Origin of the sequence: Kitasatospora sp. NPDC056783 (assembly GCF_042789895.1) — a bacterium.
Classification (GTDB): domain Bacteria; phylum Actinomycetota; class Actinomycetes; order Streptomycetales; family Streptomycetaceae; genus Kitasatospora.
On sequence record NZ_JBHUAF010000185.1, the window covers coordinates 1 to 15,934 of the forward strand.

Genomic DNA, 15,934 nt, shown 5'->3' on the forward strand with positions numbered 1-15,934 from the left:
CCGTAGGTGTGGTCGGTCTCGCAACCGATCGTCTGGTCGCAGGTGCCGCGTTTGTTGTCGGTGGTGGTGACGGTGTTGTGGAGCTTGGTGTCGCCGCCGCCGTTGACGGTGACGGAGTAGGTGATGGTGGTGGTGTCGCCGACGGGGAGGTCGCCGGTCCAGGTGAGCTTGCCGTCCTTGACCTCGGCCGTGCCGGTGGTGGCCTTGACGTCGCTGTTGTAGGTGGCGTCGTCGAGGACCTTCGACAGGTCGTCGGTGATCGTGGCGCCCTTGACGTCGCCGTTGCCCTTCTGGGTGACGGTGACGGTGTAGGTGACCTTGTCGCCGACCTGGAGGGTGGAGCCGGACTTGGGATCGGAGACCTTGGCGAAGCGGTAGCTGCCGTAGGTGTGGTCGGTCTCGCAACCGATCGTCTGGTCGCAGGTGCCGCGTTTGTTGTCGGTGGTGGTGACGGTGTTGTGGAGCTTGGTGTCGCCGCCGCCGTTGACGGTGACGGAGTAGGTGATGGTGGTGGTGTCGCCGACGGGGAGGTCGCCGGTCCAGGTGAGCTTGCCGTCCTTGACCTCGGCCGTGCCCGAGGAGGCCTTGACGTCGCCGTTGTAGCCGGCGTCATCGAGGACCTTCGACAGGTCGTCGGTCACCGTCGCACCCGCGACGGCACCCGCACCCTGCTGTTTCACCGTGACGATGTAGGTGACCTTGTCACCGACCTGCACCGTCGAACCCGATTTCGGCTCCGCCGACTTGGCGAAGACGTAGGTCCCGTAGGTGTGGTCGGTCTCGCAACCGATCGTCTGGTCGCAGGTGCCGCGTTTGTTGTCGGTGGTGGTGACGGTGTTGTGGAGCTTGGTGTCGCCGCCGCCGTTGACGGTGACGGAGTAGGTGATGGTGGTGGTGCCGCCGACGGGGAGGTCGCCGGTCCAGGTGAGCTTGCCGTCCTTGACCTCCGCCGCCCCCGACGATGCCTTGACGTCACCGTTGTAACCGGCGTCGTCGAGGACCTTCGACAGGTCGTCGACCACGGTCGCGCCCTTGATCTCCGCCTTGCCGTGCTGGTTCACGGTGACGGTGTAGGTGACCTTGTCGCCGACCTGGACCGTGGAACCCGACTTGGGGTCCGAGACCTTGGAGAAGGTGTACGAGCCCACGTCGTGGTGGGTGGTGCAGCCGGGCGTGCCGCCGTCCGGGGCCGTCGCGCAGCCGGGCGAGAGCACGGCGTTGACGAGTTCGGCGTCACCGCCGGGCTTGACGGTCACCGAGTAGGTGATCGTCGCCTCGCCGCCGACCGGGACGGTGCCGTTCCACGTCAGCACGCCGTCCTTGACCTGGGCTGTGCCCGCCGAGGCCTTGACGTCGCCGTTGTAGGCGGCGTCGTCCAGCACCTTCGACAGGTCGTCCGAGAGCGAGGCCTGGGCCGGAACCGAACCCTGCTGCTTGACCTTCACCGTGTAGGTGACCTTGTCGCCGGGGGCGACGGTCTGCCCGGAGGCCGGGTCGGCGACCTTGGTCACCGCGTAGTTGGCCACCTCGATGCCGGCCGGGTCCGGTGGGATGACCGGCGGCACACCCGAGTCCGGCGGGGTGTCCGCCGTCGCGGAGGCGGTGTTGACGAACGTGCCCGACACCGAGGTGTCCAGCACGGTGCTGAACTCGTGCGACTCGCTCGCTCCCGGGGCCAGTGAGGCGACCGTGAAGGCGCCCGCTTGCGGGAACTTGTCGTCCGAGACCTTCACATTGGTGAGCGTGCCCTGACCGGTGTTGGTCACCGTGATCCGGTACTTCACCGTGTCGCCGTACCGGAAGACCGGGTAGTCCGCCGCCTCGTTGGCGTCGCGCCACTGCCCGTCCACGCCCTGCACGTACTTCTTCAGGGACGCCGAGTAGTAGTTCGCCACCGTGATCGGCGCCGAGGTGCGCATCACCAGTTCGGTGTGCCCGTCGCGGGCCTGGGCCCGGTTGACGAGCTTGTCGCCGCCCACCGCGCCGTCCGTGGCCACGGCCACCTTGAACTGCTGGCGTGCGCCCGGGGCCAGCGCGGGCCCGATCACGCGCACCGCGGTCGCGTTCGGGGTGAACGTCTCCGTCCACGCCACGCTGTTGCCCGTGATGTCACCGGCCTTGCCGTTCATCGGGTCACCCGGGTCGTCGGACAGCGACCCGGGAGCGGTGGTGGTGTAGTACACCTTCGCGCCCGCCGCCGGGGTCACCGACTCCAGCTTGTACGAGCCCGAGTACGACGTCCCGCGCCCGTCACCCTTGTACGGCAGCACGTCGATCGTGTCCGTGAAGGCCTGCGGCGCCGGGTCGTACGACCTGAGCGTCACCGTCCACGAACCCGAACCCTTCCCGTCACCCTTCACGTTCGGGATGAACGGCGCGTCCGGGCTCTTCCCGATCGTCGTCAGACCGGTCGCCGAGAGTGTCACCGATGCCGTGGCGACGGCCGAGTCCTGGCCGCCGTACGAAGCCGTCGCCGAGTTCTTCAATGTCTGCCCGGGGGTCGCCTTGGCATCGGCCACCGCCTGGTAGGTCAGGGAGTGCTCCACGTTGGTGGCCACCCCGTTCAGGGTCCAGGTGAGGACCTGCTGCCCGCCGGAGGTGGTGATGGCCGGCTCGGGGCGGGCGGAGCCGGTGACGTACGTCATGCCGACCGGCAGGGTGTCCACGATCTTGTAGTCGTTCACCGTCGGTGGCACGCTGTTGCCGCCGTTGGCGGAGTACGTGAGCGTGAAGCCGGCGGGCTCACCCGGTTTGACGACGGTGCGGTCACCCGACTTGGAGATCGCGGGGGTCACCGCGACGATCCGCAGGATGTCACGGCTGCCGGTGGTGCTGGGGTAGCGGGCGTTGGGCGTGTTGACCAGGGCCCACGTGTTGGAGAACCAGCCGGCGCCCTGGCGGTACTGGCCCCAGGTCCAGACATCCGTTCCGGCGGGGACACCGTTCTTGATCCGCAGGTCCAGGAGAATCGCGGTGGCCCAGGTCGCCGCGAGCGCCGGGTCGAGATCGGAGCGCAGGAAGTTGGCCCGCACCGCCTTCACCGTGCTCGGATCGGCGGGCGCAGTGGTCACCCAGCCCGGAGCCCCGCGGTCGGCGCCACCGGTGCCGCAGTCGAACGCGCCGGGGTCGTAGCTGCCGGAGTTCGGGTCCAGGTAGGGCGAGTTGCCGACGTAGTACTCGAACGGCAGCTGCGACAGCAGTGCGGGGCTGCTCCACGCGACACCCTCGAACGTCACGTACCGGGTGTCGATCACGTCGCACAGGCCGAGCTTGGTGCTCCCGGGCATGGACTGGGTGGCGGCCTGGCTGGAGACGATGCCCTGGACCTTGCTGCCCGCCGACGCCCGGTAGTTGTCGTCGTGCCAGGAACCGCCCGTACGCAGCCCCCATGCCTGGTTGAAGCCACCGGCCTCGACGACTTTGCCGGACTTGTTGTTCGACGGGTCGTCCTGGGCGGTCTGGCCGTTGACGGAGGTGTAGGTCGGGGCCGAGGCGTCGAGCTGTACGGTGACCTGCTTGTCGGTCGCGGTCGTGATCCGGAACCACACCGAGCCGCTGGCCACCGCGGCCCGGTCGCTCGGCAGGGCCTGGCCCAGTGAGTCCTTGGTGGGCACCTGCGCCCGCGAGTAGTCGATGCCGGTGAGCGTCAGCTTGAACTCGTTGGCGTTGCCGGTCGGGGTGAGCGTGCAGGACTTCACGAACGGCGCGCTCTGATCGGCCGGGTGCGAGCCCCCCGACCACGGGTGCTCGGCCGCCCAGCCCGCGCTGAACGGGGCACAGGCGTTCGGGCCGGCCTGGAGGGTGCCGGCGGACGGGGCCACCTTCAGGATGTGGCTGACCGAGTCCGGTCCGGCCTCGCTGCCCTTCTTCAGGTTGAGCGTCCACTCGAAGTCGACGTCGAAGTAGGTGCTGCCGTCCTGGAAGACGCTGGTCGGCGTGTTCCAGACCATGTCCATCCCGAAGGCGTTCTTGATCGGGATCTCCGGGACGGTCGCGGTCTGCCCGGCGATGGTGCCGGTGGCGGAGACCTTGTCACCGGTCGCGCCGTCGGCCACCACGGCGGTCTGGACGACGGTGGCCGTGCCCTGCTGCTGGGTGCCCAGGTTGCAGGTCAGGGTGGCCTTGTCGGCCGACAGCGAGGACGCCGGCGTGACGCCCTTGGTCAGGCAGGCCTCCGGTACGGCGCCGAAGGTGCCGTGCTGCAGGGTCACCTGGAACCTGACGTTGTCCACCGGCCCGTTGGAGGGAGCGGCCTGGTCGTCGTTGACGTTGACCCGCCACTCCGCGGTCACCACCTCACCGGCGGCCACCTGGGCGGGAACCGTGCCCGCCCACCGGCCGGTGATCTCGTGCACCGGCGCCGCCCATGACCGCGCCGCCAGGCTGACCATCGTCAGCAACAGCGCCAGCGTCAACGCCAGCGCCATCCCCCTGCGCGCCCCGGACGGGGATATTCGCGACGACCGCGAGCCCCCCGCACCGTGCGCAGCCAAGGCGGCCGGAGGCCGCCCCCTCAACCAGTCCATGCAGTCCCGCCTTTCGAGGACCCGTCCGAACGGATGCCCACAACCACCCCATGAGTGATAAAAAAAGAATAAATCGGGCATCAGTGCTAGATTTCACACTCATTCATGACATCTGGTCAAGCAACCTTCGAATACCGCCGAGTGCGTGGCGCGTTCCGCCGACGGGGGGTCAGCGCCGGTCGGTCCGTGCGCTCATGCGGTTGCCGCGGCACTCCGGTCGAGGCCCGGCAGGGGGTGCGGAAGGCCGCCCGCGCGGAGGGGCCGTCGGGCTTTCGAACATCGCGCGATGCTTCACGACCGGCTCCGACACCGGTCGGTTGGTCGGGCGATCGGGCGGTCGGCAGGTCGGTCGGGAACGCGGCGGGCGCGGCGGGCGGGGGCCGGTCAGGGCCGCGTGGGGGTTGTCGACGAGGATGGCGTCGATCTCCGCTCCCGGGCGGCCGGGGGTGCCTCGTGCGGGTGGTGGTCGTCGTCGCGCGGGATCGTGGCCGGCCGACGAAGAGGTGCTCGTGCGCCGGCGTCGACCCGGGCTCCCGGGACCACCGGCCTCGGCACCGTCATCACCGGGCTCCCGGCGGTGCCACCCACCACGCCTCACCCTCACCCCGGCGGCACTCGCGCGCGGGATGCCGGGCGGGAGCGGGAGGAGCCGGGCACGGGCGACGAGTTCGCCGCGTGCCCGGCTCGGTGTCCGCCGTGGGCTACCGCGCGGCGAGGCGCCGGCTGAGGAAGTCCACGTAGGGGGAGCCGTAGGCGTCCGCGAGGTCGTCGAGGTCGATCATCGGCGGGATGTCGATGACGGGCTGGCGCTCGACGAGGAAGACCACCGTCTCGTGGATGATCCTGGTCTCGTCGGCGTCGGCGATCTGCGGCAGGTCGAGGATGCCGTCGGTGACCCGGATCCGGGTCTCGGCCTCGGCGGCCCCCTCGCGGACCCGGACCAGGTGCTCGTGGTCGCCCAGGGGCTCGACCTGGATCTCGATTCCCATGGCAGTCTCCGCCTTCCGTTCCACGTGTTCCGGGCCGTCGGGCCCGGCTGTGTGGATGCTAACGCCCGGCGGGTGTGGCGGGGGCATCGGGTACTCGGTGGGCCCGACTGGCGCGTCGACTGCCGTGTGGACGGGGCGGACGGGGCGGACGGGGCGGACGGAGCGGACGCGAAGACCCGGCGCGGGGACGGGGACGGACGGCGGTGGCTCAGGCCGTGGCGGTGGGCAGGACCCGGCTGCGGCCGGCCGCGCCGAGCCAGGCGGCGGAGGGCTTGGGCGTCCGGGCGAAGGTCCGCCGGTCGACGGCGATCAGGCCGAAGGTGGGTGCGAAGCGGCCCCACTCGTAGGTGTCCAGGGCGCTCCAGTGGAAGTAGCCGCGCACGTCGACGCCGTCGGCCATCGCGGCGGCCATCCCCTGGAGCGCGCCGGCGGTGTAGGCCACCCGGCGGGCGTCGTCCGCGGTGGCGATGCCGTTCTCGGTGACGATCAGCGGGACGCCGGGGGCGGTGGGGGCGGTGTGCCGCAGTGCGTCGCCGAGCGCGCCGGGGTGGAACTCCCATCCCATGAGGGTCCGTTCGGCCTCGTCCGGCACCGGAAGCGGTCCGTCGGGGCCGATCAGGGTGCGGGTGTAGGCCTGGACGCCGAGCCAGTCGTCGTCCCGGGCGGCCTCCAGGAAGACGTCCTCCCGCGGCCGGAGGTAGGCCGCGCGGGCCGCTTCGCCGCCGGGCAGCGCGTGGCTGACCTGGCTGGCCTGAGCCGGCCGCGCGGGCTCAGGCCGGGCGGGCCGGTGGGCTGTCAGGAGCCCAGATGGGCGAGCACCTCCGCCGTGGTCCCAGTTTCGCCGAGCCTGGGGAAGATGCGCTCGACCGAGTTCTCGTGCGCGGCGGCGTCCAGCTCGGTCATCGCGTCGACCGGCAGCACCACGTGGAAGCCGTGCTCGTGGGCCTGACGGGCCGTGGACTCCACCCCGATGGCGGTGGACAGTCCGCAGACGACCACCTGGGTGACACCGAGTTCGCCCAGGTGCTCCGCCAGATCGGTGTTCTGGAACGCACCCCAGGTGTACTTGGTGACGGTCTTGTCGCCGGGCTGCTGGTTGAGCTCCGGGAGCAGCTCCGTCCAGCCGTCCGGGAGCACCCCGGCCCCGAAGCCGCGCTCGGTCCGGCCCGGCGCGCCGCCGGCGACGTTGACCAGCACGACGGGCAGCTTCTTGGCCCGGAACGCGTCGGCGAGCCGGACCGCGTTGGCCAGGACGCTGTCGAACGGGTGCACCGTCGGCATCTGCCGTGCGGCGGCCTGGAGGTCGACGACGATGAGGGCCGTGTTGGGGTCGATGGCAGTGATGGGCATGGCTTTTCCCTTACTGATGGGTGATGGTGATGGAAATTCAGTCGGAGGTGGCGGCGACGTCGGGCGGGCGGTGCCGCACCGGCCGCAGGGTGCGGTCGGTGAGTGTGAGCGTCACCAGCAGGACCCCGGCGGCCGTCATGATCCAGCCGATCTGGTGGACGCCGTGGTCGGTGACGTTGTGGTGGAAGACCAGGCCGGTCACGGCGCTGGCGCCGATCGAGCCGACGTAGCCGAAGGTACGCAGCAGCCCGGCCGCGGTGCCCGTCTGCTCGGCCGGCGCGTGCTGGGTCAGCGCGGTCTGGTTGCCCGCCGTCGAGAGCCCGATCGCGAGCCCGAAGACCAGGGTCAGCGCGAGGACGAGGCCGATCCAGGCGGTCGAGCTGAGCAGCAGGACGCCGATCGAGCCGAGGAGGACGGCGGCGGAGGCCGTCACGACCGGGCCCCGGACCAGCCCGCGCCGGGACAGCGGAAGGATGATCACCCCGGAGACCACGGTCATGGGCAGCAGGAGCAGTCCCGCGGTGGACTCACTGAAGCCGCGGACGCTCTCGACCCACTGGGTGATGCCGTACAGGACGACGTACGCGCAGAGCTGGGTCAGTCCGAACCGCGCGTAGGTGTTGGCCAGTCCGGCGTTGGACGCCAGCAGCCGCACGTCCAGGAACGGGGTGCCGGCGCGCAGCTCCCACCACACCAGCCCGGCCCAGAAGAGCGCGGACAGCCCCAGTACCCACCAGTGCGCGGTCGGCAGCCCGAACAGGAAGACCAGCAGCGTCAGCATCGCCCCGACGAAGCCCAGGAAGCCGAGGGTGTCGAGCTTGGAGGAGATCTCCCGGGCGCGCATCCGCGTGCCGCGCCTCGGATCGGGCTGGATCCAGACGGCCGCGGCTACGAGCGCGGCGACCGCGACGGGCACGTTGACGAAGAATATGGACCGCCAGCTCAGGGCGTTCACCAGGACGCCGCCGAGGGGCAGACCGAGCGAGGCGGTGGCGATCCCGGCGATCATCAGTCCGCCCAGGACGCCGCCGGGCGGCTTGGCCCTCCCGGCCTCCCGCGCGCGGCGCTGGATGATCAGCATCGCCGTCGGGTACGCGCACGCGGTCCCCAGGCCGATCACGACCCGGCTGACGAGCAGCATCCACAGGCTCTGCGCGAGGCCGCCGAAGGCGGCGCCGAGGATGACCAGCGCGATGCCGGTCATGAAGACCCGACGGGGCCCGAACACCTCGGCGGCCTTGCCCGCGGTGGGCAGGGTGATCGCGCTGGCCAGGTAGAGCGCAGACACCAGCGCGGCGGTCTGGCCGATCTGGACGCCCAGGTCACGGGCGATCGGCAGCAGCGCCGTCGCGATCAGCGAGCTGTTGACGGGATTGAGCGCCGAGCCCAGGAACAGGGGCGTGGTGAAACGCCAGGAGAACAGGTTGCCACCGGCCGCCGGAGTGACCGTTGACTGCTCTTCGGTGAGTGACATGCGCACCCCTTTGTCTGCGGGCCATGCTTCACGTGGGCGATTAGAAGGCTAGTCTTCCAAGTTTTTTATTGCAAGCCTGGCCTTCTAAATCTGGTTGGGTTACGGTTCCTCCATGGACTCGCGTGAAGCCCTGAATCTCTCCACCGCCACCGCGATCCAGGTGGCGGTGGGGATGCTCAAGCGACGCACCCGCGAGACCCACCGGGACGGCAGCGTGACGACCCCCGAGCTGACCGTGCTCGCGCAGATCGACCGCAGCGGCCCGCTCACGATCGCCGATCTCGCCCGGCTCCAGCAGATCACCCCGCAGGCGATGGGCTCGACCGTCGCGTCGCTGGAGAAGCACGGGCTCGTGAGTCGGGCCCCGGACCCCGACGACCGCCGCCGCTCGCTGCTGACGGTGAGCCGCGCCGGCAGCGACATGCTGCATTCCAGCCGGGACGCGCTCTCCGGCCTCATGGCGGCGGCTCTCGCGGAGTCGTTCACGGACGACGAGGTCGCCACGCTGGCAGCCGCGGCCCCGCTCCTCGAACGCCTCGCCCGGCGTCTGTGATTTCCCGGCGTCCTTGATCACTGGGTGCCTCTGATCGCCCGGCGGCGCTGGACGGTGTCTCAGAGCCACTCGTTTATCGCTGCGACCAGCACGGTTGTCGTGAACGCGGCGGTGATCAAGGCGATCTTGCTTGCTTCGGACAGGCCGCCGAACCACCCCCGCGCCCGGCGCAGGCGCGATGGCCGCAGCGGCGAAGTCGCCGTTCCGGGCCCCGAGTGAGGGTCCGGGGCCCGGCCTGACCGGTGTGCCCGCGCCGCACGGGCTCCCTGGTGTCGGTCGCGCAACAGGCGACAGCCGTTAAGAACAAGTCGGTTGAGCTCAGGTCAGGCCGTGCTGCCAGGCGTGGGCGGCGACCTCGACGCGGTTGCGGGCGCCGAGCTTGCGCTGGATGCTGCCGAGGTGGGTCTTCACCGTGGAGAGGGTGACGTGGAGGGCGGCGGCGACCTCGTCGTTGGTCAGACCCTGGGCGACCATGGAGACCACGTCCGACTCGCGCGGGGTGAGCGGCTCGTACGGAGGGGGAGTGCCCGGCCTCGGCCGGGCCGGTCGGTCGGCCATGTGCCGCAGCAGCCGGACGGTGACGGACGGGGAGATGAGGGAGTCGCCGACGGCGGCCGCGCGCACGGCCTCGATGAGCAGGGCGGGCGAGCAGTCCTTGAGGACGAAGCCGCAGGCCCCGTGCCGCAGGGCGGTGTGGACGTACTCGTCGAGGTCGAAGGTGGTGGCGATGACCACCTTGAGCGGTTGCGTTGCGTCGGGGCCGGCGAGGAGCCGGGTGGCCTCCAGTCCGTCCATGCCGGGCATGCGGATGTCGAGCAGGCAGACGTCGGGGCGCAGCCGGCGGGCCTCGGCGACGGCCGTGGTGCCGTTCGCCGCTTCGGCGACGACCTCGATGTCCGGCTGGGAGTCGAGGATCATCCGGTACGCGGCGCGCACGGTGAGCTGGTCGTCGGCGAGGAGGACGCGGATCGGCATGGTGCCCATCGTGCCAGCCCTCAGGACGGGCGGGCGACGGCGTCGCGGCCGAGCGGGATCTCGGCGGTGACCTGCCAGCCGCCGACGGGCCCGTGGCCCGCCGTCAGGCTTCCGGCCAGAGCGTCGACGCGCTCGCGCAGTCCGGTGAGGCCGAAGCCGCCGGGGCCCGGGCGCGGTGAGGTGTCGAGTGGCGGCTCGACGTTGTCGGTGACGCAGACGGTGAGGACGGTGCGGTCCGCGGACAGGCGGACGTCGACGGTGACCGTGTCGGCGTGGCCCGCGTGCTTGCGGATGTTGGTCAGCGCCTCCCGGACGATGTGGTGGACGGTGGCGGCGATGTGGTCGGCCGGGGGTGCCGTGAACAGTCTGGGATCGACGGTGAGGCCGACGGCGGGGCCGGTCGCGCGCAGGGAGTCGGCGAGAGCCGTGAGGTCGTGCAGTCCACTGGGGGCGTTCAGGGGTGCCGCGTGGTGCGGGCGGCGCAGCAGGGTGACCATGGCCCGCATGGAGTCGGTGGCCTGGGCGGCGGCGTCCTCGATGTTCGCCAGTGCCTCGTCCAGTGCCCGCGCCGTCGGCGGGTGCCCGGCGGCGGTGGTGAAGCGCACGGCCTTGACCTGGGCGGTGATGGCGGTGACGTGGTGCCCGACGAAGTCGTGCAGTTCGCGGGCGTATTCGAGGCGCTGGGCGTTCAGCCGGGACTGCTTCTCGCGTTCGCGGGTGGCGTCGAGCAGCCGCAGGTAGAGGCCGAGGACGACCATCACGGGTGCGACGAGCAGCAAGAAGGGCCCGACGTACCGGGCCACGTGGGCCTGATCGGAGCCGGGCAGGCGCAGCAGTAGCAGCGGGGCGGCGAGCCAGGCGGCGCCGGCGAGCGGGATCATCCGGCCGATCGGCTGGTGGCGGACGGCGCGGGTGACGAGCAGCAGGAGCATGCCCATCTCGGTGATGCCCGGGAAGTGCTCCGGCCGGTGGTGCAGCTGGGAGGTGAGCACGGACAGACCGACCGAGGCGGTGACCGCGGCCCACCCGGCGCGCGGCAGGTACCGGGGCGGTGCCAGCAGGGCCGCGACGCACAGCAGGCCGACGGCGATCGTGGCGGCGGTCGTGGGCGGGAAGCCGGTGTCGAGGGCCTCGGCGGTGACGGCGGCCAGGGCCAGGGCGCTGCCGGCGACGGCCGCGCCGCGGTGCGCGGGGGCCCAGGAGGCGAGTGCGGCGCGCGCCGGAAGGGTGATCATGGCGGTTCACTGTACGTCCGTCCGGGCGTCCTCCCCTCCACTGTTCGGCTGAGGCCCCGGCGCGGGCAGCCGGTCATCCGGTGGATCCGCGTGGCCGGTGCGTACCGGGAGGATCGGCGGTCAGGGCCGTCCCTTCGCCGGCCCCTTCGCCGAGTCAGGATGTCGCACGCCTGTGTTCCGTACCCCTGTGTTCCGTACTCCCGTGTTCCGCGGCCCCGTGTTCCGCACGGCCTGGCGCAACGTACGCGCCCACAGGTCCCGGATGGCGTTGACCGCGCTGGCCGTGGCGGTCGGCGTCGCTTTCGTCACCGGGATCCTCCTGTTCACCGCCACCGTCTCCGACGCGCTCGTCGGCTCCTCCCGACAGGCGTTCGACCACACCGACGTGGTGGTCCGCCCCGACGGCAGGGTCTCCCGGACGGTGCCCGCCGACCAGACGGCGCCCGCCGACCGGCCGCCGTCCCTGAGCACGGCCGACCTGCAGCGGGTGCGGGGCCTTCCGGAGACCGGCCACGTCATCGCCGTCGTCTCCGGCTACACGGCCCTGGGCTGCCCGGACGGCCGGTCGGCCGGCCGCGGCGGCCCCACCCGGGCGGGCAACTACGCGACGGACGGCGGAGCGGACCCCCGGTTCACCTTCACCGACGGCCGCCCGCCCACCGGAGCCGGCGAGATCGCCGTCGACCAGGCCAGCGCCGCGCGCTGCGGTTACCACGTCGGGGACAGCGCCCGGATCTCGGTGGACGGCCCCGGCCTCACCGCACGGATCAGCGGCGTCTTCACCACCCGCGCCGAGCCCGCCGCCACCACGGGCGGAAGCCTGGTGCTCTTCGACACCGCGACCGCCCAGGAGCACCTCACCGGCCCGGGCCGCTCCAGCGAGTTCCACGTGAAGGCCGCCCCCGGCGTCCCGGCCGAACGGCTGCGACAGGCGACGGAGCGGGCGCTCCCGGGCACGGTCGCCTTCACGGCGGCGGCCCTCGCCCGCGACCAGGCGCTGGCCGCCCGGGACCAGGTCGCCGGGCTGAGCTCCACGCTGCTCTCCTTCGCCGCCGTCGCGCTGTTCGTCTCCTGCTTCCTGATCGCGAACACCTTCGGCATGCTCGTCGCCCAACGGACCAGGGAGACCGGCCTGTTGCGGGCCGTCGGCGCCTCGCGACGGCAGGTCACCCGCCTGGTCCTGGCCGAGGCGTCCCTGGTCGGGATCCTCGCCTCCCTGGCCGGAACCGCGGTCGGCATCGGCGTCGCCGAACTCCTGCGCCCCGTCGCCGGTGACCTCGGCAAGAACGGCCCACTGCCCACGGACGGGCCGCTGAGCCTGCCCGCGTACGCGCTCCTCCTCCCGCTGCTGGCCGGGGTGTCGACCACGCTCGTCGCCGCCTGGCTGCCCGCCCGCAAGGCCGCCCGGATCGCACCGCTGGCCGCACTGCGCACCGCCCACGCACCGGAGCGGGAAGGCGGCGGACGGCTCCGTGCGGCCGTCGGTCTCCTGCTGTCCGGCGGCGGCGCGGTCTGCCTGTGGGCAGCGACGAAGGCCGAGCGCATCGCGGACGGCGCACCGGTGATGGCGCTCGGCGCCGTGCTGGTCGCCTCGGGCCTCCTCACCCTGCTGCCGATGCTGGTCGGGCCGGCCCTCGCCCTCGTCCGTCCGCTCCTCGCCCGGGCCGGCATCAGCGCCCGGCTCGCCGAACGCAACAGCGCCCGCAACCCGCGCCGCACCGCCGCCGCTGCCGCCGCCCTGGTCATCGGCACGAGCCTGGTCACCGCCCTCACCATGATCGCGGCCGGCGGACTCGCCGCCGCCGACGCCCAGAGCGCCGACGTCCTCAAGGCCGACTACGTCGTCTCGATGCGGAACCTCGGCCCCCTGTCCGCCGAGGTCGAACGACGCCTGGCCGCCGGCCCCGACGTCACCGCCACCGCGCCGATCCGCGAGACCCGGCTGACGATCGACCAGTCCCCACAGTTCGCCCTGGCCCTGCCCGCCGAGGCCGTGCGCGAGAAGCTGCGGCTGCGCCTGACCAGCGGATCGGCCGACGCCTTCGGGGACCTGAGGGTCCTGGTGACCACCGACGAGGCCCGGGCCCACGGCTGGACCACCGGAAGCCCGATCGACGCGCAACTCCCCGGGGGCCGGAGCGTTCGGCTGACGGTGACGGGCGTGTACGAGTCCAACGCCCTGCTGACCGGCATCCTCGTCGACACCGCCGCCCTGCCCGACCCGACGGACACCGCCGAGAAGCTCCTCCTCCTGACCACCCGCGACCGCCCCGGCCCCGCGCTGCGGCTCGCCCTCACCCACGCCCTCGGCGACAGCCCTGCCCTGCGCGTCGACAGCAGCGAGGACTTGGCCAGGGCCGCCGCGCAGGACACCACCCGGATGCTGAACGTGCTCTACGCCCTGCTCGCGCTGTCCGTCGCGGTCGCCCTCCTCGGGATCGTCAACACCCTGGCCCTGTCCGTCGTCGAGCGGCAGCGCGAGATCGGCATGCTGCGGGCGATCGGTCTGACCCGGGCGGGCGTGCGCGCCATGGTGCGGGACGAAGCCCTCCTCCTCGCCGTACTCGGCGCCGTGCTCGGCATCGCCTTGGGCCTCTTCCTCGGCTGGGCCGGCGGCGAACTGATCGCCCGCCACCTGCCCGGCTACCACCACAGCGTCCCCGTGCTGCGACTCGCGGCCCTGCTGGTCCTGGCCGTGCTCGCGGCCCTGCCGGCCGCCCTGTGGCCGGCCCGCCGCGCGGCCCGCACCCGGATCCTGACGGCCGTCGGGATCGGCTAGGGTCCTGCCCGGCGGAGCAGGTGCGTCTCGTTCCGTCGCAATCCGCTCGAGCCCTCGTCGTTCGTTCCCGGGGCAGGCCGGCCCGGGAACGTACCCCGCGTACATCCCCGGGGGGACACGCGGAGCCGACGCCACTGAATACGATCTCCGTATGGAAGAGCTTCTCCAGCGTCTCTCGACATCGAAGCGCGTGACCTGGCTGACGTCACAGGCCGTGGTGCTGGCCACCGCCTGCTTCTACGCGCTGCTGCTCCCCTTGACGATGGGGGACCCGGACCCCGAGTACAGCCTGTTCCGGTTCCCCGAGCTCGAGCCCGTCCGGATGCTGGGTCTGTACGTCGTGCTCGCCCTTCCGGTTCTGCTGGCGCGCCGTCTGCCGACGACCGTCTTCGCGGTGGTCCTGGGCGAATCAGTCCTCGGCGACGCCTTCGGCGCCCGGCCCGCCGTCATGTTCGCCCTGCTCGTCGCCTTGGGCGGGTACCTCGCCGCCCGGCGGCCGAAGGCCGCCGCCGTCGCCTCCGCCGCGGGCGTGGCGGCCGCGTTCGTCAACGACATCCACGACCGCGAGCAGTCCGTCGGCGACGCGGTCCAGTGGGCCGGGGGGATCGCGTTGGGGTTCGCGGTCGCGTGGGTCTTCGGTGGGGTGTACCGCAAACGCCGTGAATACCTCGGAGCCTTGCACGAGCAGAAGGCGGCCCGCGCCGTCGTCACCGAGCGGCTGCGGATCGCCCGCGAACTGCACGACAGCGTCGCGCACAGCATCGGGATCATCACGGTGCTGTCGGGAGCGGCGGCGCGGGTCGTGGACACCAAGCCCGAGCAGACGCGGCAGGCGCTGACCGGCATCGAGACCACCAGCCGCCAGACGCTGCTCGAACTGCAGCGCATGCTCGGGGCGCTCCGCCGCGCCGAGCCGGACGACGCGATGCCGGGGGCCGCCCCGCTGGCGCCGGCCGGCAGCCTGGCCGACCTCCCGTGGCTCGCCGAACGCACGGCCGACGCCGGGGTGCGGGTCCACGTGGCCTGGCGGGGGGAGCGGCGTCCGCTGCCGCCGGAGATCGAGCTGTCGGCGTTCCGGATCGTCCAGGAGTCGGTGACGAACGTGGTGCGGCATTCCGGTGCGCGCGCGTGCCGGGTCGCGGTGGGTTACGAGCCGACGGGAGTGACGATCGAGGTGGTGGACGACGGTCCCGGTGGGCCCGGCCGTCCGAGGCCCTCGGCGGCGGCCGGCGGGAGCGGCTTCGGCCTGCTCGGCATGCGCGAGCGGGTGTCGCTGCTGTCCGGCCAGTTCAGCGCGGGCCGGCGTCCGGAGGGCGGATTCCGGGTGGCTGCGAGGCTCCCGGCATGAGCGTGCGGATACTGCTGGTCGATGACCAGCCGCTGATGCTGGTCGGGCTCGGGATCCTGATCGGCAGCACCACCGACCTGGAGGTGGTCGGCGAGGCCGGTGACGGCCGCGAGGCGGTGCGCCTGGTGCGTGAGCTGCGGCCGGACGTCGTGGTGATGGACATCCGGATGCCGGGCGTGGACGGGATCGAGGCGACCCGGCAGGCGACCGCCGAGCCGGACCCGCCCAAGGTGCTGGTGCTGACGACCTTCGACGACGACGAGTACGTCTACGGCGCCCTGCGCGCCGGCGCCAGCGGATTCCTGCTCAAGAGCATGGCCCTGGACGCGATCCTGGACGCGATCCGCGTGGTGGCGGCCGGCGACGCGTTGATCGCGCCGAGCGTCACCCGGCGGCTGATCGCCGACTTCGCCGGAACCTCCGCCACCCCCGCGGCCCCCGCACCGGACACCGAGCCCGCCGCGGACTCGAGTCCCGTCGCGGGGATCACCGACCGGGAGCGCGAGGTGCTGGCACTGGTCGGCCAGGGACTGTCGAACGGTGAGATCGCCGAGCGGCTGGTGATCAGCGCGGCGACGGCGAAGACCCATGTCGCGCGTCTGTTCGCCAAGCTCGCGGCCCGAGACCGCGTCCACCTGGCGATCATCGCCTTCGAGGCCGGACTCGTGCCGCGTCGACGGTAGGGCAGGATGGGGGGAACGCTGT

The 15,934-nt window shown here is 72.1% G+C and carries 9 protein-coding genes and 2 pseudogenes; 4 read left to right on the plus strand and 7 right to left on the minus strand.

All coding sequences use genetic code 11. The features are described from left to right. The 5 genes and pseudogenes from ACFRMQ_RS24315 to ACFRMQ_RS24335 form a co-directional block, all read right to left on the minus strand. Positions 1–4,427, minus strand: a pseudogene (locus tag ACFRMQ_RS24315) (hypothetical protein); the annotation flags it as partial. A gap of 800 nt (positions 4,428–5,227) precedes the next feature. Beyond that, the gene (locus ACFRMQ_RS24320; RefSeq protein ID WP_380732710.1) at positions 5,228–5,515 is read right to left on the minus strand and encodes a hypothetical protein; all 288 of its coding nucleotides are present in this window, start codon (positions 5,513–5,515) and stop codon (positions 5,228–5,230) included. Between the two features lie 208 nt (positions 5,516–5,723). Next, positions 5,724–6,266: pseudogene (locus ACFRMQ_RS24325) on the minus strand (family 1 glycosylhydrolase); the annotation flags it as partial. Positions 6,267–6,310: 44 nt separating this feature from the next. Next, positions 6,311–6,865, minus strand: a complete 555-nt coding sequence (locus tag ACFRMQ_RS24330; protein ID WP_380732711.1) for an isochorismatase family protein — start codon at positions 6,863–6,865, stop codon at positions 6,311–6,313. A gap of 37 nt (positions 6,866–6,902) precedes the next feature. Continuing rightward, positions 6,903–8,339: an MFS transporter gene (locus ACFRMQ_RS24335; protein ID WP_380732712.1), complete on the minus strand. Its 1,437-nt coding sequence runs from the start codon at positions 8,337–8,339 to the stop codon at positions 6,903–6,905. Between the two features lie 112 nt (positions 8,340–8,451). On the opposite strand from ACFRMQ_RS24335, the gene ACFRMQ_RS24340 reads away from it, so the two are divergent. After that, positions 8,452–8,892 (plus strand): MarR family winged helix-turn-helix transcriptional regulator, encoded by a 441-nt coding sequence (locus ACFRMQ_RS24340; RefSeq protein ID WP_380732713.1) that lies wholly within the window; start codon positions 8,452–8,454, stop codon positions 8,890–8,892. Between the two features lie 318 nt (positions 8,893–9,210). On the opposite strand, the gene ACFRMQ_RS24345 is transcribed toward ACFRMQ_RS24340, so the two are convergent. Together ACFRMQ_RS24345 and ACFRMQ_RS24350 are read right to left on the minus strand one after the other, a co-directional pair. Next, the gene (locus ACFRMQ_RS24345; protein ID WP_380732714.1) at positions 9,211–9,867 is read right to left on the minus strand and encodes a response regulator; all 657 of its coding nucleotides are present in this window, start codon (positions 9,865–9,867) and stop codon (positions 9,211–9,213) included. A 20-nt stretch (positions 9,868–9,887) separates the two neighbouring features. After that, complete coding sequence (locus tag ACFRMQ_RS24350; protein WP_380732715.1) at positions 9,888–11,102, minus strand: sensor histidine kinase; 1,215 nt, start codon at positions 11,100–11,102, stop codon at positions 9,888–9,890. A gap of 262 nt (positions 11,103–11,364) precedes the next feature. Between ACFRMQ_RS24350 and ACFRMQ_RS24355 the strand changes: the two genes are divergently transcribed. The 3 genes from ACFRMQ_RS24355 (at position 11,365) to ACFRMQ_RS24365 (ending at position 15,912) form a co-directional block, all read left to right on the plus strand. Then, positions 11,365–13,881, plus strand: a complete 2,517-nt coding sequence (locus ACFRMQ_RS24355; protein ID WP_380732716.1) for an ABC transporter permease — start codon at positions 11,365–11,367, stop codon at positions 13,879–13,881. A 151-nt stretch (positions 13,882–14,032) separates the two neighbouring features. Next, positions 14,033–15,229 (plus strand): sensor histidine kinase, encoded by a 1,197-nt coding sequence (locus ACFRMQ_RS24360; protein WP_380732717.1) that lies wholly within the window; start codon positions 14,033–14,035, stop codon positions 15,227–15,229. Further along, entirely contained in the window at positions 15,226–15,912 is a 687-nt protein-coding gene (locus tag ACFRMQ_RS24365; protein ID WP_380732718.1) for a response regulator, read from the plus strand. Before ACFRMQ_RS24360 ends, ACFRMQ_RS24365 begins: the two co-directional genes overlap by 4 nt. Positions 15,913–15,934: the final 22 nt, after the last annotated feature.